The sequence below is a fragment of the Domibacillus tundrae genome (assembly GCF_000970675.1).
In the GTDB taxonomy this organism is placed as follows: Bacteria; Bacillota; Bacilli; order Bacillales; family Domibacillaceae; genus Domibacillus; species Domibacillus tundrae.
Genome location: NZ_LAJA01000007.1, coordinates 11789 through 31565, shown reverse-complemented (window position 1 = coordinate 31565; position 19777 = coordinate 11789). Strand labels below are relative to the sequence as shown.

General features: G+C 43.5%; 19 protein-coding genes and 1 other annotated feature. All 19 genes read left to right on the top strand.

Features of this window, described 5'->3' with window-relative positions; genetic code table 11:
* The first annotated feature begins 122 nt into the window (after window positions 1-122).
* The 19 genes from VQ00_RS08105 to ileS all read left to right on the top strand — a co-directional run bounded on the left by VQ00_RS08105 (window position 123) and on the right by ileS (window position 19736).
* The gene (locus VQ00_RS08105) at window positions 123-1598 is read left to right on the top strand and encodes a UDP-N-acetylmuramoyl-L-alanyl-D-glutamate--2,6-diaminopimelate ligase (RefSeq protein WP_046179650.1); all 1476 of its coding nucleotides are present in this window, start codon (window positions 123-125) and stop codon (window positions 1596-1598) included.
* On the top strand, window positions 1595-2566 hold the full coding sequence (gene mraY, locus VQ00_RS08100) for a phospho-N-acetylmuramoyl-pentapeptide-transferase (protein ID WP_046179649.1): 972 nt from the start codon (window positions 1595-1597) through the stop codon (window positions 2564-2566). Before VQ00_RS08105 ends, mraY begins: the two co-directional genes overlap by 4 nt.
* Window positions 2563-3912 carry a UDP-N-acetylmuramoyl-L-alanine--D-glutamate ligase gene (murD, locus tag VQ00_RS08095; RefSeq protein ID WP_046179648.1) on the top strand — a complete coding sequence of 450 codons (1350 nt, stop codon included), beginning with the start codon at window positions 2563-2565 and terminating at the stop codon, window positions 3910-3912. Before mraY ends, murD begins: the two co-directional genes overlap by 4 nt.
* Window positions 3913-3977: 65 nt before the next feature.
* Window positions 3978-5066: a putative lipid II flippase FtsW gene (gene ftsW, locus VQ00_RS08090; RefSeq protein ID WP_046179647.1), complete on the top strand. Its 1089-nt coding sequence runs from the start codon at window positions 3978-3980 to the stop codon at window positions 5064-5066.
* Between the two features lie 131 nt (window positions 5067-5197).
* Window positions 5198-6307, top strand: coding sequence for an undecaprenyldiphospho-muramoylpentapeptide beta-N-acetylglucosaminyltransferase (murG, locus tag VQ00_RS08085; protein ID WP_046179646.1), 1110 nt, complete (start codon window positions 5198-5200; stop codon window positions 6305-6307).
* 72 nt (window positions 6308-6379) lie between these two features.
* Window positions 6380-7177, top strand: a complete 798-nt coding sequence (locus VQ00_RS08080) for a cell division protein FtsQ/DivIB (protein WP_046179645.1) — start codon at window positions 6380-6382, stop codon at window positions 7175-7177.
* Between the two features lie 205 nt (window positions 7178-7382).
* Window positions 7383-8693, top strand: a complete 1311-nt coding sequence (ftsA, locus tag VQ00_RS08075; RefSeq protein WP_046179644.1) for a cell division protein FtsA — start codon at window positions 7383-7385, stop codon at window positions 8691-8693.
* 36 nt (window positions 8694-8729) lie between these two features.
* Complete coding sequence (ftsZ, locus tag VQ00_RS08070) at window positions 8730-9896, top strand: cell division protein FtsZ (RefSeq protein WP_046179643.1); 1167 nt, start codon at window positions 8730-8732, stop codon at window positions 9894-9896.
* Between the two features lie 339 nt (window positions 9897-10235).
* Window positions 10236-11084, top strand: coding sequence for a sigma-E processing peptidase SpoIIGA (locus VQ00_RS08060; RefSeq protein ID WP_046179641.1), 849 nt, complete (start codon window positions 10236-10238; stop codon window positions 11082-11084).
* Between the two features lie 21 nt (window positions 11085-11105).
* Window positions 11106-11825 (top strand): RNA polymerase sporulation sigma factor SigE, encoded by a 720-nt coding sequence (gene sigE, locus VQ00_RS08055; protein WP_046179640.1) that lies wholly within the window; start codon window positions 11106-11108, stop codon window positions 11823-11825.
* Window positions 11826-11886: 61 nt separating this feature from the next.
* A complete protein-coding gene (sigG, locus tag VQ00_RS08050) occupies window positions 11887-12666 on the top strand; it encodes an RNA polymerase sporulation sigma factor SigG (protein ID WP_046179639.1) in 780 nt (259 codons plus the stop codon).
* Window positions 12667-12741: 75 nt separating this feature from the next.
* On the top strand, window positions 12742-12999 hold the full coding sequence (locus tag VQ00_RS08045; protein ID WP_046179638.1) for a YlmC/YmxH family sporulation protein: 258 nt from the start codon (window positions 12742-12744) through the stop codon (window positions 12997-12999).
* Window positions 13000-13050: 51 nt separating this feature from the next.
* On the top strand, window positions 13051-13881 hold the full coding sequence (pgeF, locus tag VQ00_RS08040) for a peptidoglycan editing factor PgeF (RefSeq protein ID WP_046179924.1): 831 nt from the start codon (window positions 13051-13053) through the stop codon (window positions 13879-13881).
* A complete protein-coding gene (locus VQ00_RS08035; RefSeq protein WP_046179637.1) occupies window positions 13871-14542 on the top strand; it encodes a YggS family pyridoxal phosphate-dependent enzyme in 672 nt (223 codons plus the stop codon). The genes pgeF and VQ00_RS08035 overlap by 11 nt, the downstream gene beginning before the upstream one ends.
* 21 nt (window positions 14543-14563) lie before the next feature.
* Window positions 14564-14989 (top strand): cell division protein SepF, encoded by a 426-nt coding sequence (locus VQ00_RS08030; protein ID WP_046179636.1) that lies wholly within the window; start codon window positions 14564-14566, stop codon window positions 14987-14989.
* 5 nt (window positions 14990-14994) lie between these two features.
* Window positions 14995-15255: a YggT family protein gene (locus tag VQ00_RS08025; protein ID WP_046179635.1), complete on the top strand. Its 261-nt coding sequence runs from the start codon at window positions 14995-14997 to the stop codon at window positions 15253-15255.
* Window positions 15256-15267: 12 nt separating this feature from the next.
* Window positions 15268-16044, top strand: a complete 777-nt coding sequence (locus VQ00_RS08020) for a YlmH family RNA-binding protein (protein WP_046179634.1) — start codon at window positions 15268-15270, stop codon at window positions 16042-16044.
* A gap of 90 nt (window positions 16045-16134) precedes the next feature.
* A complete protein-coding gene (locus VQ00_RS08015) occupies window positions 16135-16644 on the top strand; it encodes a DivIVA domain-containing protein (protein WP_046179633.1) in 510 nt (169 codons plus the stop codon).
* 53 nt (window positions 16645-16697) lie between these two features.
* Window positions 16698-16917 (top strand) — a binding site (T-box leader).
* A gap of 47 nt (window positions 16918-16964) precedes the next feature.
* The gene (ileS, locus tag VQ00_RS08010) at window positions 16965-19736 is read left to right on the top strand and encodes an isoleucine--tRNA ligase (protein WP_046179632.1); all 2772 of its coding nucleotides are present in this window, start codon (window positions 16965-16967) and stop codon (window positions 19734-19736) included.
* Window positions 19737-19777 lie beyond the last annotated feature (41 nt).

Below are 19777 nucleotides of genomic sequence, written 5' to 3'. Positions count from 1 at the left end.
TCAATGCCGCCAAAAATGGTCGAAACAGGCTGAAAAGCATTCGCATCGGCGGCTTTTTTTCGTTACAATAGAAATCGCAGGAATTGTACATAGTGTTTTAAGAATAGAAAGGATTGAAAAACGTGGATTTATCAACTGTGCTCGCAGCGCTTCCATTTTATCAGCAAGATAAAGCTGGAAACCCGGCGATTACTTCGATTGAAAACGATCACCGTCTTATTCAAGAGGGATCGATATTTATCTGTATAAAAGGCTTTACGTTTGATGGTCATGAAGCGGCGGAAGAAGCTGTTCGAAAAGGAGCCGTTGCTATTGTAGCGGAACGCCCTATTACCGTGTCTGTGCCGGTCATTTATGTGTCCGAGACAAAGCGGGCAATGGCACATTTGGCGGCGCATTTCTATGATTACCCGACCGAATCGTTTCATTTGATCGGGATTACAGGAACGAACGGAAAAACAACAACGAGCCACTTAATTGAACAGATATTGCGTGCTAACGGGGAAACCACCGGTTTGATCGGAACGATGTACATGAAAATTGGTGATGAAACAATTGAGACAAAAAATACAACACCGGAAAGCTTAACGCTTCAAAAAACATTTTCAAAAATGAAGCGGGCCAATGTCACGTCGGCGGTAATGGAAGTGTCATCTCATGCATTGCAGGAGGGAAGAACAAACGGCACAGCTTTTAAAGTGGCGGTTTTCACCAATTTAACACAAGATCATCTTGATTTTCATAAAACGATGGAAGAGTATCGAACAGCAAAAGGACTTTTATTTGCGCGTCTCGGCAACGTCGTTCATTCCGACAGCCCGGCGTTTGCTGTTTTAAATGCAGACGATAGGGCATCGACTGTGTACAAGTCGATGACAGCGGCACATATTGTTACGTACGGTATTGATAATAAAGCGGATATTAAAGCGAAGAATATTCGACTTACATCTGAAGGGACTGCTTTTACAATTGACTATCCAGGCGGTACAGTTGAGGTACAATCAAAATTAGCAGGCCGTTTTAATGTTTACAATATGCTGGCTGCTTTTGCGGCCGGGTTTGTATCAAAGGTCCGGCCGGAAACAATTCAAAAAGCGCTTGAAAGCGTGACAGGCGTCGCCGGCCGGTTTGAGATTGTTCCAAATAACCAGGATATTTCTGTTATTGTTGACTATGCACACACACCTGACAGTCTCATAAACGTACTCCAAACAGTTCGTCCGTTGACGAAAGGACGTGTCATTGCAATTGCCGGCTGTGGCGGTGATCGGGATAAAACGAAACGTCCGCTCATGGCGCAAGCTGCATGTCGTTATGCGGATGAAGCAATTTTCACGTCGGATAATCCGCGCAGCGAAGATCCAAAAGTGATTTTAGCTGATATGGGAGCAGGAGTGCCAGACGAGCAGTATACGGTGATTGAAGATCGGAAAGAGGCGATTTTTAAGGCGATTGAAGCTGCTGAACCTGGTGATGCTGTGGTTATTGCAGGAAAAGGTCACGAAACATATCAAATCATTGGTAAAGATGTTTTTCATTTTGATGACCGGGAAACGGCAAAAGAAGCACTTCTTCAAAAGGAAGGTGGACAGATATGAATGAATGGCAAATCGCATTAGTTATTGCTGTTTCTTTTTTCATCACCCTCATCATCGCCCCGTTATTTATTCCATTTTTACGGCGGTTGAAATTTGGGCAAAGTATTCGAGAGGAAGGTCCACAGTCCCATCAGCAAAAATCAGGTACGCCGACGATGGGGGGGCTCGTCTTTTTGCTGTCCATTGTGGTCACAACACTGTTTTTTGTACAGTTACTCGGTTCGATTGGTACAGAAACGACACTGCTTTTGTTAGTAACGATCGGGTTTGGGCTCCTTGGTTTTTTAGATGATTTTATTAAAGTTGTGATGAAACGAAACCTCGGTCTGACATCTTTGCAAAAATTAATTGGGCAAATTATTATTTCGATTATTTTTTATGTTATTTATGCACAGCACGGCTTATCAACAGAGCTGTCATTCGGATTTTTTTCGCTTGATTTAGGCATCCTATATGCCTTATTTGTCCTGTTCTGGCTCGTCGGCTTTTCTAATGCCGTCAATTTAACGGACGGTCTCGATGGACTTGTATCCGGGACAGCCTCCGTTGCGTTTGGTGCTTACGCGGTGATTGCCTGGAGCCAGGGGCTCGATGAAACAGCTATCTTCGCATTTTCTGTTGTTGGGGCGATTATTGGCTTCCTCGTGTTTAACGCGTATCCGGCCCACGTGTTTATGGGAGATACAGGTTCGCTGGCGCTTGGAGGGGCAATTGCTGTTTTATCCATTTTAACGAAATTTGAATTTTTGCTGCTGCTGATCGGCATTGTGTTTGTGGCAGAAACGATGTCGGTTATTTTACAAGTTTGGTCGTTTAAAACGAGAGGAAAACGAATTTTTAGAATGAGCCCGCTGCATCACCATTTTGAACTGGGCGGCTGGTCTGAATGGCGCGTCGTTGTGACATTTTGGTCAGTCGGTGTTGTTGCTGCAGCGATTGGTGTATGGATTGGAGTATGGAATACATGAAACAGATTGATCAATTTAATGGAAAAAAAGTGCTTGTGCTAGGCCTTGCAAAAAGCGGTTTGGCAGCAGCATTATTATTGAAAAAGCTTGGCGCGGATGTGACCGTCAATGACGGTAAGCCTCTTGAAGAAAACAAAGCAGCTCGTTTGCTTTTATCGGAAGGAATGAAAGTCATCTGCGGAAGCCATCCAGTGACATTGCTTGATGAAGGCTTTGATCTTGTGGTGAAAAACCCAGGCATTCCTTATTCAAACCCGATTATATCAAAAGCGGTGTTAGATGGACTGCCGGTAATTACAGAAGTGGAATTGGCCGGTCTTATTTCTGAAGCGCCATTTATCGGTATTACCGGTACAAACGGCAAAACGACAACGACGACATTAATTGATGAAATGATGAAAAAAGGCGGCAAAGGGACCGTGCTTGCTGGCAACATCGGCGAAGTAGCTTCTGAGGTCGTTCAACATGCCACGCCGAAAGATCATGTTGTCATTGAGCTTTCTTCTTTTCAACTGATGGGCATTCAGGAATTTCGTCCGCATATTGCCATCATTACGAATATTTATGATGCGCATCTAGACTACCATGGCTCGCGTGAAGAGTATGCGGGTGCAAAAATGAACATTACGAAAAACCAGACAGATGAAGACTTTTTAATTATTAATGCCGATCAAGAGGCTTTGCTGTCCATGGCTGGTGCAAGCCAGGCAAATGTCATTCCTTTTTCTGTTCATCAAAAAGTGGAAAATGGTGCTTATGTTGAAGAGGGAATGGCCTATTTCCAAGGAGAAGCCATTTTGCCTGTAGCGGATATTGCTTTGCCGGGCAGTCATAACCTTGAAAATATTTTGGCGGCGATTGCAGCGGTGAAATTATCCGGCATTTCCAATGAAGCGATTGTGCATGTTCTTAAAACGTTTTCGGGTGTTAAACATCGCACGCAGTTTGTTCGTGAATGGAACGGCCGGAAATTTTACAATGATTCAAAAGCGACAAACACACTCGCGACAAAAAGTGCGCTGACGGCATTTGATTCTCCGGTGATTTTACTTGCGGGAGGACTGGACCGAGGCAATGGCTTTGATGATTTGCTTCCATATTTAGAGGCAGTAAAAGCGGTCGTCACCTTTGGTGAGACGGCGGAAAAATGGAAAGAAACCGCGGGAAAAGCCGGAATTCAATTGGTTGAAAAAGCGGATTACATGACCGATGCGGTTAAAAAAGCAGTGGCACTGTCTGAACAAGGGGACGTCGTTCTTTTATCGCCGGCTTGTGCAAGCTGGGATCAATATAAAACGTTTGAAGAGCGTGGAGACATATTTATTGACTGCGTGAATACGTTATAAGAAAGAGCCGGGGCCATTTTGGCTCCGGTTTTTTAATTGCGCTTGAAAGGAGTGGCATTGCCGTTATTACTCACGGGACAGACAAACTCTTTTTGCTGCTTGTCTTGTTGTTGACGGGAAGCGGTCTCTTTATGGTCGCAAGTGCCGGAGAAGTATGGGGCCAATTTAATTATGGGAATTCATTTTATTTTGTAGAAAGACAAGCCATATTCGCCGGAGCAGGGGTGGTGGTGATGATCATCTGCTCGCGCTTTGATTACAGGGTATGGAAACAGTATTCAAGACAGGCGCTCATTCTTGCTTTTGTCTTGCTAATTGCCGTACTTATTCCAGGAGTTGGAATGATTCGAAATGGTTCACAGAGCTGGATTGGTGTCGGTTCTTTATCGTTTCAACCATCTGAATGGATGAAAATGGCACTCGTTTTTTATTTAGCTGCTGCACTTTCTGAACGAAAAAAAACGATTCATTTGTTTTGGAAAGGACTATTTCTTCCGATTGTCGTTATTGGCGCTGCTTTTGGATTGATCATGCTGCAGCCAGATCTTGGTACAGCAGCTGTTATGGGTGGAACGGCGCTCATATTATTATTTAGTGCAGGGGCACCTATTCATTTTTTTGTCACAATCGGTGCTTCGGCTATAACCGGGTTGGTTTTGCTGATTTTATCGGCTCCATATCGAATGAAACGAATTACCGCTTATTTGGATCCTTGGTCAGATCCACTCGGAAGCGGATTCCAAATTATTCAATCCCTTTATGCAGTCGGCCCCGGCGGTCTTTTCGGTCATGGGTACGGGGAAAGCCGTCAAAAGTATTATTATCTGCCAGAGCCGCAAACGGATTTTATTTTCGCCATTTGGTCAGAAGAAACAGGTTTTATCGGTGCAGTGTGGATTATTCTTTTGTTTTTTTTGCTTATTTGGCGGGGGGTGTACATCGCCATGCGGCTGGACGATCCGTTTGGCATGCTGCTCGTGTTCGGCCTGACAGGCATGATCTGTTTACAATCTTTCATTAATTTAGGTGTGGTAACAGGCCTTCTTCCGGTAACCGGTGTTACACTGCCATTTTTAAGCTATGGCGGATCTTCGTTGACGATGACGCTTGCTCTTGCGGGTATCGTGTTAAGTGCAAGCCGGCATATGCGGTAATTTAGAAGGAATTTTGCTGCTTTTTCAAGATAATATTTGATTCTCGCGACGCATTGATTTAAGATGAAAATGCATTGGACTGCTGATTTAAGCAATATAAAGCTGCCAATAGACGTATTGAGGTGACAAAATTGAAAATAGTGGTCAGCGGCGGGGGAACGGGCGGACATATTTATCCGGCACTCGCACTTATTCGAATGATTAAAATGAAACATCCGGACACATCTTTCTTATATATCGGAACAGAGAAGGGGCTTGAATCAAAGCTTGTTGTACGTGAAGGCATCCCTTTTAAGTCAATTGATATTACTGGGTTTCGACGGGCGGTTTCATTTGAAAATGTGAAAACGATCATGCGCTTTTTAAAAGGCGTTAATGAATGCAAAAAAATGCTGAAAGAATTTCAGCCGGATGTCGTGATTGGAACAGGAGGCTATGTGTGCGGACCAGTCGTATACGCCGCTGCAAAAATGGGTATCCCGGCGATTGTTCACGAACAAAATAGTGTACCAGGGCTGACAAACAAATTTTTAAGCAGGTACGTTGACAAAATCGCAGTTTGTTTCGAGGAGGCAAAAGCTTATTTTCCTGCTGAAAAAACCATACTTACCGGCAATCCACGTGCATCTGAAGTGATGAAAGCGAACGGAACCGGAATACTGGAGAAGTATGGATTTCAATCCAATCGAAAAACCGTGTTAATTTTCGGTGGGAGCCGCGGTGCCCGTCCAATTAATGATGCGGTAACGGGTGCGCTGAAGGATTTAGCAAACCGTCAGTACCAGGTGCTGTATGTAACAGGTGATGTTCATTATGAGCATGTAGCCAATATGTTAAAAACGGCAGGAAAGCCTAATAATGTCGCGGTTGAACCGTTTATTCACAATATGCCGGACGTACTGGCGGCTTGTGACTTGGTCGTTGCAAGAGCAGGCGCAACAACACTTGCAGAATTAACGGCGCTTGGCATTCCATCGATCTTAATTCCAAGTCCTTACGTAACGAACAATCACCAAGAAAAAAATGCGCGGTCTTTGACGGATCGAGATGCTGCTGTATTGCTTCTGGAGAAAGATTTAACGAGCCAGCTGCTCGTCAAGGAACTAGACGCTATCCTTATGAATGAGCTGCAGCTGCTGAAAATGAAAGAAGAATCAAAACGTCTTGGAATCCGTGATGCTGCCGATCGTTTATATACTGTAATGACCGAATTAACAAAAAAAAGCGGCCGTTCGTCTTGAAAACATGGCAATCAGCCGCTGCTACGGTAATAAAATGGGCGGATGGTTTGTAACATGGGCAGAGGTGTGAACATGACAAAACAAAAAGTGATTTCGATTGAAGACCGCATTCCGAAGCTGAAACAAATAAGAAAAAAGAAAGCAAATCGCCGGCTGCTGCTTTTGCTGTCTGTGTTTTTCTCTCTCATCCTTCTTGTCGTTTACTTGCAGTCTCCTTTAAGTAAAGTAGCAGAGATTCATGTACAGGGAAGCAGCCTTATGACAAAACAGGAAATTATTGAACAAAGCGGTCTTGAAACAGGTGCCAGTATATGGACAGCCGGCAAAGGCAGAGCGGAAGAAGCACTTTTAAAGGATGATCGAATCAAGGAAGCCAGTGTGACAGCTGGATTTCCCAATGATCTAATGATTGCGGTCGTTGAACAAAATGAAATTGCATATGCAGCTCGTAAAGGTGGATTGTATCCGGTCCTTCAAAACGGAAAAATCTTAAGCGAGCCTGTCAGCGGTGCGCCATTACAGCTCCCCATTCTATATGATTTTAAAGAAGGGGAAGCATTAGATTTGTTTGCGGAAGCTGCCCAAACACTTCCCAATGAGGTGTTCAATACGATTTCTGAAGTGTATTACGATCCGAAAAAAAATGACTCTCTCCATATAAAAGCGTTTATGACAGATGGATTTGAAGTATCTGCCACCCTCTCAACCTTTGCAGAGAAAATGGTTTACTATCCTTCCATTTCCACGCAGCTTAACCCTGATGTGAAAGGTGTCATTGACATCGAAGTTGGTTCTTATTTTAAAGCATATGATCCAGCGCAGCAGCAAGAAACAGGAGAAGAAGCTTTAGAAGAAGCCGAGATGCCATAAAGTTTTCTTGAAACCGAATAACTTAGCCTTTTCCAGCTTCTTATCTTAGTGTAGACTTGTATAAGAGTGTTTAAGAAAAATATAAAACTTTAAAAGGAAATTATGTTGAATATGACGAATTACGTTCTTAACATATATTCAAGGAGTAAATGTGCGAACTGTTGTTCGGTTATTCACGCTTTTATGGTAAAGGAGGTGCCGCAGCATGAATAATAATGAAATTCTGGTAAGTCTCGACATCGGTACATCCGCAATTAAAGTAATTATTGGCGAAATGGTTAATGATTCTTTAAATATAATTGGTGTCGGTAGTGTAAAATCAAAAGGTATTCGAAAAGGAGCAGTCGTCGATATCGATGATACTGTTCATTCGATCAAAAAAGCAATTGAACAGGCAGAGCGCATGGTTGGTCTTGACATTCGTTCGGTTATCGTTGGCATTGCTGCCAATCACGCCATTCTTCATCCTTGTAATGGTGTTGTGGCCGTTTCAAGTGAAAATCGTGAAATTACGAGTGAAGACGTCATCCGCGTAAAAGATGCGGCACAAGTACTATCTATCCCGCCGGATAGAGAAATTGTAAACGTTATTGCTAAACAATTTATCGTAGACGGTTTTGATGAAATTAATGATCCTCGTGGCATGCTTGGTGTACGTCTTGAAATGGAAGGCATCATCGTGACCGGTTCTAGAACGTTTTTACATAACACACTGCGCTGTGTTGAACGTGCAGGCCTGGATATTAATGAAATTGTGCTTCAGCCGCTTGCAAGCGGAGAAATTGCTTTGTCGATGGATGAAAAAAATCTTGGAACTGTGCTCGTTGATATTGGCGGTGGTTCAACGACGATTTCGTATTTTAAAGACGGATATATCCAACGAACGTCTGTACTGCCTGTCGGCGGTGATCATATTACAAAAGATTTATCGATCGGTCTTCGCACTTCAACAGAAGAAGCAGAACAAATTAAAACAAAGCATGGACATGCTTTTTATGATTTAGCTTCGGAAGAAGAAGTGTTCAGTGTTCCTGTCATTGGCAGTGACCAGCATGATCAATTTACTCAGCTTGAAATTTCGGAAATTATTGAAGCGCGGCTGGAAGAATTGTTTATAATGGTTGTTGAAGATCTTCGTCAGTCGGGTATTCATGATATTCCGGGTGGTTTTGTTTTAACCGGCGGAGCGTCCGCAATGAACGGTATTCTTGATTTGGCACAGGATGTATTTCAAAATCGTGTCCGTGTCGCGATTCCGGATTATATTGGTGTACGTGAGCCGCAATATACGACAGCCGTGGGCCTTATCAAGTACGCTTATAAAAATGCCCGGTTAACAGGCCGGAAATTAAGCGAATCGAATCAAGCACCGTTACCAGGGAAAGAAGTAAGAAAAGAGCGGATGGAAGTGAAGCAGGAAGCAAAGCCTGTTAAAAAAGAGCAGCCGCATGACGGAGAAGAAAAAGGCGTTAAAGGAAAAATGAAAAAACTTTTCGGGTACTTTTTTGAAGAATAAGACACAAAAAAGACTCATGAAATAGGAGGATTTGCCATGCTGGAGTTTGATACAAGTGTAGATTCATTGGCAACGATTAAAGTCATCGGCGTTGGCGGCGGCGGAAACAACGCCGTTAACCGAATGATTGAACATGGAGTGCAAGGGGTAGACTTTATCGCGGTAAATACAGACGCACAAGCCCTTAATTTGTCAAAAGCAGAAGTGAAAATGCAAATTGGCAATAAGTTAACACGCGGATTAGGTGCAGGTGCCAATCCGGAAGTCGGAAAAAAAGCGGCTGAAGAAAGCAAAGAGCAAATTGAAGAAGCGCTTAAAGGCGCCGATATGGTTTTTGTTACAGCGGGTATGGGCGGTGGCACCGGAACTGGTGCGGCTCCGGTTATCGCACAAATCGCGAAAGACCTCGGTGCATTAACGGTAGGCGTTGTGACTCGTCCATTTACTTTTGAAGGGCGCAAACGGGCCACACAGGCAGCCGGCGGAATTGAAGCGATGAAAGCTGCTGTTGATACACTTATTGTTATTCCAAATGACCGTTTACTTGAAATCGTCGATAAAAGCACACCGATGCTTGAGGCGTTCCGTGAAGCGGATAATGTCCTTCGTCAAGGTGTGCAGGGCATCTCTGACTTGATCGCCGTTCCCGGGTTGATCAATCTTGATTTTGCTGACGTGAAAACAATCATGTCGAATAAAGGATCAGCACTTATGGGAATCGGTGTTGCATCAGGAGAGAACCGTGCTGTTGAAGCAGCGAAAAAAGCCATTTCCAGTCCGCTTCTTGAAACGGCGATTGACGGTGCACAAGGGGTTTTAATGAACATTACCGGTGGAACCAACTTAAGCCTTTATGAAGTGCAAGAAGCAGCTGATATCGTTTCTTCCGCTTCTGACCAAGAAGTGAATATGATCTTTGGTTCTGTTATTAATGAGAACTTGAAAGACGAGATCATTGTGACAGTGATTGCAACAGGCTTTAAAGAAGTGGCATCTCAGCCAGCTCAGCCAGGGCAGGCTCGTCCAGGGCTTGGGCAGGTGAAGCCACAATCGCCATCACAGCACCAGCAGTCGAAACCGCGTGACATGAAACGCGAAGATGCACCGGCGCCTGAACAACCGATTCGCCAGCCGCAGCAGCCGTCAGCTGATGATACACTCGATATTCCAACATTTTTACGCAATCGTAACAGAAGAAGATAAAAAGCAAATCCCGTCACTTAGGTGGCGGGATTTTTTTGATTTGTTCAGCTTCAGACGGCCAATTCCCTCGAGGCCCACACGATGTGGGTCACAAAAGCGTTGCTGCAGGAAGCTGCGTTCTTAGCTTTTGTTCCAAAAAGCTGTCACAGCCGTGTGGCAAAGAGCGCCACTTGCTGGTCCGTCTTACGCCTGCGGACCTAAACGACCGTCTTGCGCTTTTCTTAGACATGATTCGGAAAAACTACTGTAAAAATTCACTTACATTCCGACATACATTGGTTATTCATTCCGTTACACTAATGCTCATAGGACAGGCAGCCGGAAAAAGGGAGGGATGAATTGGCCGGTTACGCAGAAGGGATCATTTTCTTTAATTTTGCTGCAGATGCGCTGCTGCTTTTTGTAACGGGGAAGCTGAGCGCTCGTCCGCTCCAGATGCCCCGGCTGCTTGCTGCCTCATTAGTCGGAACTATACCGGTATGGCTTTATTTAGCAGCAGGTCCAGTTGGGCTTTTGCATAAAACATTAACGGTGATCATGCCTATATTCATGATCCGCATCGCTTTTAAAATAACCGGCGTCACAAGTCTCATTTCCATGGTCCTTACGTTTTATTTTATCGTTTTCCTGACGGGCGGCATTTTATTCGGATTTCAGTCCATGTATACGCAGTACGCTATAGGAGGAAAATGGTCTCTCGTATTCTTTTTTATTGTATCGGTGGGAATTTCATTTTATTTTATTCAGCGCCGGCTGTTCAGTTTGAATACGTCAAGGCGGACAATCAGCCAAACAGTCCCCGTTTCATTTACGCTTTGCGGAATGAATTGGTCGGGACGGGGCTTGATTGACACCGGTAATGCATTATGCGACCCCATTTCCAAGAAAGAAGTAGCAGTTTGTCAAATTAATCCGTATGAACAATGGCCGGAAGCGCTTTTTAAAGAGGATATTAGCGATCTGCTGAATCTTCCAGACAATTGGACTGAAAAAATCGTCTGGATTCCATCTAAGTCGATTCATGCTGAAAGCAAATTGCTGGCTTCATTTCGAACGGACAGCTTTACAGTATGGATCAATGGAAAAGAACGGAAAACCGATAGAGCGCTTGTCACATTTACAGACAAGGTATTATCGGATGATCAGTCGTTTATCTGCATTCTGCATCCGAATATGGTTCAGGAATGAATCGAAAGGTGAGTGAATAATTTGCGGCAAGTAAAAACAAAGTGGATGTACATCATGTATAACATGATCCAAAAAGCTGGTATTAAATCTAAAACGATTTATTACATCGGTGGCAGTGAAGCGCTTCCTCCACCACTTACGCGTGATGAGGAGGCGCATCTATTAACGAAGCTTCCATCAGGAGATAAGGCGGTTCGGGCGATGCTCATTGAGCGGAATTTACGCCTTGTCGTTTACATTGCCCGAAAATTTGAGAATACTGGCATCCACATTGAAGATCTTATTAGCATCGGCGCGATCGGGCTCATTAAAGCTGTTAACACATTTGATCCCGAAAAGAAAATTAAGCTTGCGACGTATGCATCCCGCTGTATTGAAAATGAAATTTTAATGTACTTGCGCCGCAATAATAAAATCCGTTCGGAAATTTCATTTGATGAACCGCTGAATATTGATTGGGATGGAAATGAGCTGTTGTTATCCGATGTACTTGGAACAGAAAGCGACATCATCACAAAAGGAATTGAAGAAGAAGTGGACAAACATTTAGTTTCAGAAGCGCTTGACGATTTAGAAGGACGTGAAAAACAAATTATTGAAATGCGATTCGGGCTAAATGGACAAGAAGAAAGAACACAAAAAGATGTAGCGGATTTACTAGGAATCTCACAGTCTTATATTTCACGGCTTGAGAAAAAAATCATTGGACGACTGAAAAAAGAACTGAATAAACTGCGCTGAATAATTTTTTTCGGGTCGGCAATACTGTTCTGAGAAACAGACATCATGAGGAGGAACAGTGATGGCCCGAAATAAAGTTGTCTTATGTGGTGTCGATACGTCGACGCTGCCTGTATTAACAAACCCTGAAATGAAAGTGTTGTTTGTGCAATACCAAAGTGGGGACAAACAGGCGCGTGAAAAGCTGGTCAACGGAAATTTGCGCCTCGTTTTAAGCGTCATTCAACGATTTAATCATCGTAATGAGCAAGCCGATGACTTATTTCAAGTTGGCTGCATCGGTTTGATGAAGTCAATTGATAATTTCGATTTAAGCCACAATGTCCGCTTTTCAACATACGCAGTGCCAATGATTATCGGCGAGATCCGCCGTTATCTCCGAGACAACAATCCGATTCGGGTATCGCGCTCTCTTCGTGATATTGCTTATAAGGCTTTACAGGCAAGAGAAAGACTGACAGCGGAGAGATCGGTTGAACCAGCAGCAGAAGAAATTGCCCGGGCGATTGATGTACCGAAAGAAGAAATGGTTTTTGCGCTCGATGCCATTCAAGATCCTGTTTCGTTATTTGAACCCGTTTTTCAAGATGGCGGCGATCCTATTTATATGATGGACCAAATAAGTGATGGAAAAGACAGAGAAAAAGAATGGGTGGATACCATGACTGTAACCGATGAACTAAATAAATTGTCTGAGCGGGAGCGGATGATTATTGAGAAACGATTTTTCACCGGTCGGACACAAATGGAAGTAGCTGACGAAATCGGTATTTCTCAAGCACAAGTATCCCGGCTTGAAAAAGGGGCCATTAAACAAATGAAAAAGAAAATAAATGGATAAGCGAAAAACAGAAGAGACAATCTTCTGTTTTTTTCTTTGTCTTGGAGCATACATTGGTACAAAGGAGGGGCTAGTATGCGAATTTCAGAATTTCAGCTGAAAGATATTGTCAATGTGACAAATGGAAAAAAATTAGGCCGTCTGGCTGATATTGAATTAAACAACGCGACAGGAGCTATTTCAGCGCTCATCATAGAACAAAACGGTAAAAAATTCGGTTTATTCGGCAAAGAGGAAGAAATAGTGATCCCATGGATGCATATCGTGAAAATTGGCGGCGATGTTATTTTAGTCCGCTACGGTGAAAAAGAACCGAAGGAGGATGAACGGTGACGAAAAAGGGTGTCATGTGGTACACTAAAAGAAAATAAGCGGGAGCATGCCATGACAGAACCTTTTAAAAAAACAGGCAGCGGCTTGTTTCATATGGAAAAATGGGAAAAAGAAGAACCGGGTCTCTCTGCCGGCTTCACGTCTAAAGAAGGCGGATCCGGCAAGTACAATGGCTTGAATATGGCGTTTCATGTTCATGACGAACCAGCTTCTGTACAGCAAAACCGAAAAAATACGGGACAGGTAATTGGATTTCCTGTCGATAAATGGATCGGCTGTGAGCAAACACACGATGTCCACATTGCACATGTTTCAAATCGCGACATCGGCCGTGGTGCCCTTGATTATGAAACGGCATTCTCATCTACTGATGGTCTTTACACCGATGATGCCGGTGTTTTACTGACACTTTGCTATGCTGATTGTGTGCCGCTTTATTTTATTGACCGCGTAACGAAACGGATCGGAACGGCTCATGCCGGCTGGAAAGGTGCGGTTAGCGGAATTGGTCCAATCATGATTAAGAAGTGGGAACAAGAAGGAAGTTGTCTGCAAGATATTGAAGTGGCGATTGGTCCTTCCATTTGTGGCTCATGCTATAAAGTAGGAGCCTCGGTCATAACAGCAGCAGAAAAATGGTATAAGCCGGGTGAAGAAGTTCCCTTCTCCCCGGTGCCAAATGAGCCGGATATGTATTATTTTTCTCTGCAAACCTTTAATAAAGATCTTCTCATCAAGAAAGGCATTTCGCCCGAAAATATTTATATGACGGCACTATGTTCAAGCTGCTCGCCGGATTTCTTTTCTCATCGGCGTGACAGGGGATACACAGGCAGGATGATGGGGTACATCGGCTGGAAGGAAGGAAACCATGAAAGTTAGCGAAAATTTATCAATCATTAAACAACGGATTGAGGAATCTGCACACCGTTCAGGCCGGCAGGCGGAAGACGTGAAAATTATTGCAGTTACAAAATATGTAACAACAGCCCGAGCCCAAGAAGCAGTAGAAGCGGGAATTCTCCACCTCGGTGAAAACCGCGCTGAAGGACTGAATGAAAAATATGAAACCATTGGGGAAAAGGCGACATGGCACTTTATCGGGTCAATGCAAACAAGAAAAGTAAAGTCGATCATTCATCAAGCTGGCTATATTCATTCACTTGACCGCGAATCACTTGCCAAAGAAATTAGCAGCCGGGCCCAAAGGGCTGTTCAATGTTTTGTTCAGGTGAACGTATCGGGTGAAGAATCTAAGCATGGAATGGTGCCTGAAGAAGTCATTCCATTTATTGAATCGCTTCACAAATACGAAAATATTCGAGTATGTGGCTTAATGACAATGGCACCGCTCACCGAAGATCAAGACATACTTCGTGCTTGTTTCCGTAAGCTTGCTTTGTTGAGAGATGAAGTAAGAGCATTAAATCTCTCATACGCTCCGTGTAATGAGTTATCCATGGGCATGAGCAATGATTTTGAGATAGCTGTGGAAGAAGGCGCGACAATGATTCGTATTGGAACTGAGCTTGTAGGGGAATAAAATGAAAGCGGAGGTGGAACGATGGGCGTGAAATCGAAGTTTAAGTCATTTTTCCTGCTCGACGAAGAAGATTACGATATGGTGGAGGAAGAAGTGTATGAAGGAGAGCCATCTTCAACAGCGCCTCGCAAAAAAAATGTGGTCAGCTTGAAAAGTGCGCAAAAGCCGTCGAAAGTCGTCATGGCAGAGCCGCGTGTTTATGCGGAAGCGCAAGAAATTGCCGACCATTTAAAAGCAAAAAAGGCAGTTATCGTCAATCTACAGCGCATTCAAACGGATCAGGCACGGAGGATTGTTGATTTTCTCGGCGGAACGGTGTATGCCATTGGCGGAGAAATCCAGCAAATTGGTGAAAAAATCTTTTTCTGTGCACCGGAGAATGTAGAAATTGCCGGAAGCATTACACAGTTTACGCAACAAGATCAAGAAAAAACGGGGTGGCAATAAGAGAAATGGATACAGTTATTAATGTTTTGGTCCAGGCAATACAATTATATTCTTGGGCACTCATTATTTATATTTTAATGTCATGGTTTCCAGAAGCACGCAATACATCAATCGGCCGATTTTTAACAAGAATTTGCGAACCATATTTAGATCCGTTTCGTCGGATTATTCCGCCGCTTGGCATGTTTGATATTTCACCAATCGTCGCTTTTATTACACTGAACCTTGCGACAAACGGACTGCATCAGCTGGCTGTTTGGCTTTAACGTGGGCATTTAATGAATGATATTTACCAACATTTTCGGCCGGAAGAAAAAGAGTTTATTGACAAAGCAATGAAATGGAAACAGCAAGTCGCGGATATGTATGCGCCGAAATTGACAGGATTTCTTAATCCACGCGAGAGGCAGATGATCCGCTCGGTTGTCGGGTCTATGGAAGATGTACGCGTTTCTTTTTTTGGTGGTCATTCATCTGCTGAACGAAAACGGGGGCTTTTTCATCCTTCTTACTTCGAGCCGGAAGAAACTGACTTTGGGGTCGAATTGCTTGAAGTTGACTATCCGCAAAAGTTTTCCATGATTAGCCATCCGCATATTTTAGGAAGTTTGATGGGACTTGGCCTGAACCGTGAAAAATTTGGTGATATTTTAAGTGAGCAAGACCGTTTTCAAGTGATTGTGGCAAAAGAATTAACGAGTTATTTGCATGCACATTTTGATCATGTTGGGAAAGTACCGGTCAAACTGATAGAAAAAACGCTCTCAGAAGCGGTTTATTCGATTGAAGAGTGGCATGAACAGACCGTCACCGTCTCGTCAATGCGCCTTGATGTCATCATTGGATCATTGTCCTCTATGTCCAGACAAAAAGCGCAGCAGCTTATTAAAAGTGGCGCTGTGAAAGTAAATTGGAAAGCAGTAGACCAAACGTCTTTTGAATGCGCACAAGGTGATATGCTATCAGTCCGTGGAATCGGACGGATGAAAATTTTATCCATTGACGGCCAGACGAAAAAAGAAAAGTGGCGAATAACGCTGGGTATTTTAAAATAAATTTGCGAAAATGAAGGGATTTCCCCACAAGTGGTCGAAAAACCTTTATAATAAAAATCAATGATCATGTAACGCTTTGGAGGTGGCTGTATGCCCTTAACGCCGTTGGACATACATAAAAAAGAATTTGGCCGTTCATTTCGCGGTTACGATGAAGACGAAGTGAATGACTTTTTAAATCAAATTATTAAAGATTACGAACTCATTATTCGGGAAAAAAAAGAATTAGAAACAAAGCTTGCCGGTCAAACGGAACGGCTTAGTTATTTTTCGAATATTGAAGAAACATTAAGTAAATCGATTGTGATTGCACAAGAAACATCAGAAGATGTTAAACGAAACGCTTTAAAGGAATCAAAGCTGCTTATTCGTGAAGCGGAGAAAAATGCGGATCGAATTGTTGAGGAGTCGCTGTCAAAAGCACGGCGAATCGCAGTGGAAATCGAAGAATTAAAAAAGCAGTCAAAAGTGTTCCGCACGCGCTTTAAAATGTTAATGGAAGCTCAATTAGACTTGTTGAACAATGATGACTGGGATAAGCTTCTTGATTTTGAAGTAGATACGGATGAAATTGAACAGTTAAGCGACGATGAGAGATAAGCTTGACGAATGAATGGTTCATTTTTATAATGTAACCATTCAAATAAAAATCATCAAACGCAATGACAGGGACAGTAAAGCGGCAACTGATCGCCCAAAAGCGAACCGGGGATGGTGGAAGCCCGGCGGCTATCTGCAGCTTAAAGATCACCCTTGAGCATTTTTCGTGAACGAATAAGTAGCGGAAAACGGTTTATCCACGTTATGGATTTTGAGCGGACAGTCATGGGCTGTCAACCAGGGTGGTACCGCGGAAACCTTTCCGTCCCTTTTTAGGGATGTGAAAGGTTTTTTTATTTTATTTAAAAGGAGATAAGGCAATGAATTATAAAGATACATTATTAATGCCGAAAACAGAATTTCCGATGCGTGGCAACTTGCCGAAACGCGAACCGGACATGCAGAGTGTTTGGAACGAAGAAGATATTTATAAACAAGTGCTGGACCGTACGAAGAACCGTCCGATGTTCGTTTTGCATGATGGTCCTCCGTATGCGAATGGTGATATCCATATCGGACACGCCCTTAATAAAATTTTAAAAGATTTTATCGTTCGTTTTAAATCGATGAGCGGTTATTACGCGCCTTACATTCCAGGCTGGGATACACATGGATTGCCAATTGAGCAGGCATTGACAAACTCTGGTGTAAATCGAAAAGAAATGACTATAGCGGAATTCCGCCAGCTTTGTGAAGAGTATGCCTATAAACAAGTTCATAACCAACGTGAGCAATTTAAACGCCTTGGCGTACGTGGCGATTGGGAAAATCCATACATTACATTAAAGCCGGAATATGAAGCTGCACAAATTAAAGTATTCGGTGAAATGGCGAAAAAGGGATTTATTTACAAAGGCCTAAAGCCCGTTTACTGGTCTCCTTCATCTGAATCTGCACTTGCAGAAGCAGAAATCGAGTACCAAGATAAAAAATCAGCCTCTATTTATGTTTCTTTTGATGTGAAAAAAGGAAATGATGTACTTGAAGAAGGCACAAAAATCATTATTTGGACGACAACGCCATGGACCATTCCGGCGAACCTTGGCATTTCTGTTCATCCAGAGCTCAATTATGCGGTCGTAAGCGCAGCGGGTGACCGGTTCGTAGTGGCAGAAGCACTTCTTGAAGAAGTTGCGGCGAAAATCGGATGGGAGTCGCATACTATTGAAAAGCTGGTAAAAGGAGAAAAGCTTGAACATGTTGTCGCAGCACATCCGCTTTATGGCCGTGATTCACTTGTCATGCTTGGCGATCACGTAACAACAGATTCTGGTACAGGAGCCGTTCATACAGCGCCTGGTCACGGGGAAGATGACTTTCTTGTCGGAAAGAAATATGGGCTCGACGTTCTTTGTCCGGTGAACGACCGTGGTGTTATGACAGAAGAAGCGCCAGGCTTTGAAGGACTTTTTTATGATAAAGCCAATAAAGCAATCACCGAAAAGCTGTCTGAAGCGGGCGCACTATTAAAAATGGAATTTATTACACACTCGTATCCACATGACTGGCGGACAAAAAAGCCGGTTATTTATCGGGCTACAGCGCAATGGTTTGCGTCAATTGATAAGTTCCGTCCTGAACTGCTTGAAGCAGTAAAAGAAACGAAATGGGTGCCGGCATGGGGCGAAACGCGTTTGTTTAACATGATTCGTGACCGCGGTGACTGGTGTATTTCTCGTCAGCGTGCATGGGGTGTGCCAATTCCAGTTTTTTATGCGGAAAATGGTGAAGCGATCATTACCGATGAAACGATTGCACATGTATCGGAATTGTTCCGTGAAAATGGATCGAATATTTGGTTTAAGCGTACGGCGAATGAACTCTTGCCGGAAGGATTTACGCATCCGGGCAGCCCGAACGGCGAATTCACGAAAGAAAATGACATTATGGATGTCTGGTTCGATTCCGGTTCTTCTCATGAAGGCGTACTTGAGCAGCGTTCAGATGCCCAGCGGCCGGCTGATCTTTATTTAGAAGGATCTGACCAATACCGCGGCTGGTTTAACTCTTCCTTAATTACAGGGGTTGCCGTCACTGGCAAAGCACCATATAAAGGCGTATTAAGCCATGGGTTTGCATTAGATGGAGAAGGCCGCAAAATGAGTAAATCGCTTGGCAATACAGTCATTCCTGCAAAAGTGATGGAGCAGCTTGGCGCAGATATTTTACGTCTCTGGGTATCATCCGTGGATTTCCAGGCAGATGTGCGTGTATCAGATGCTATTTTAAAACAAGTGGCAGAAGTATATCGTAAAATCCGCAACACGTTCCGATTCTTGCTCGGAAATCTAGATGGCTTTAAGCCGGCTGAGCATGCTGTTTCATACGAAAACTTGCGTGAAGTCGACCAATTCATGCTTGTAAAATTAAACGAATTGATCAAAACGGTCCGCGGCCATTATGAAAAGTATGAATTTGCAGCGATCTATCATGCGGTCAATAATTTCTGCACCGTCGATTTAAGCTCATTCTATCTAGATTTCACAAAAGATGTTTTGTACATTGAAGCGGAAAATCATGCAGACCGCCGTGCCATTCAAACGGTTATGTATGAAACATTAACGACTCTTGCGAAACTTGTCTCGCCAATCTTGCCGCATACAGCGGATGAAGTGTGGACAGAAGTGCCGGGAGCTGAAGAAAAATATGTGCAGCTGACCGATATGCCGGACTATACAGAACTGCCGAAGGCGGAAAGTCTAACGAAAAAATGGACGGCATTTATGGCGGTTCGTGATGATATCTTAAAAGCGCTGGAAGAAGCACGGAATGAAAAAATTATTGGCAAGTCATTAACAGCACATGTCCGGTTGTATGCGGACAACGAAACAACAGCCCTTCTTGCGTCGATCGATGAAGATTTAAAGCAGCTGTTTATCGTATCTGGCTTTGAAGTAGCGGGAACGGTGTCGGAAGCACCAGAACAAGCAGTGAAACGTGAGAAAGTGTCTGTTGTAGTCGAAAAAGCTTCAGGCGACACATGTGAACGCTGCTGGACGGTGACAGATGAAGTTGGCCAGGATGCAGATCACCCAACGCTTTGTCCACGCTGTGCAGCTGTCGTAAAAGAACACTACTCGGAAATGAACTAAAAGAGACGAAAAAGAGGTTAGCTCTAAGACCGCTAACCTCT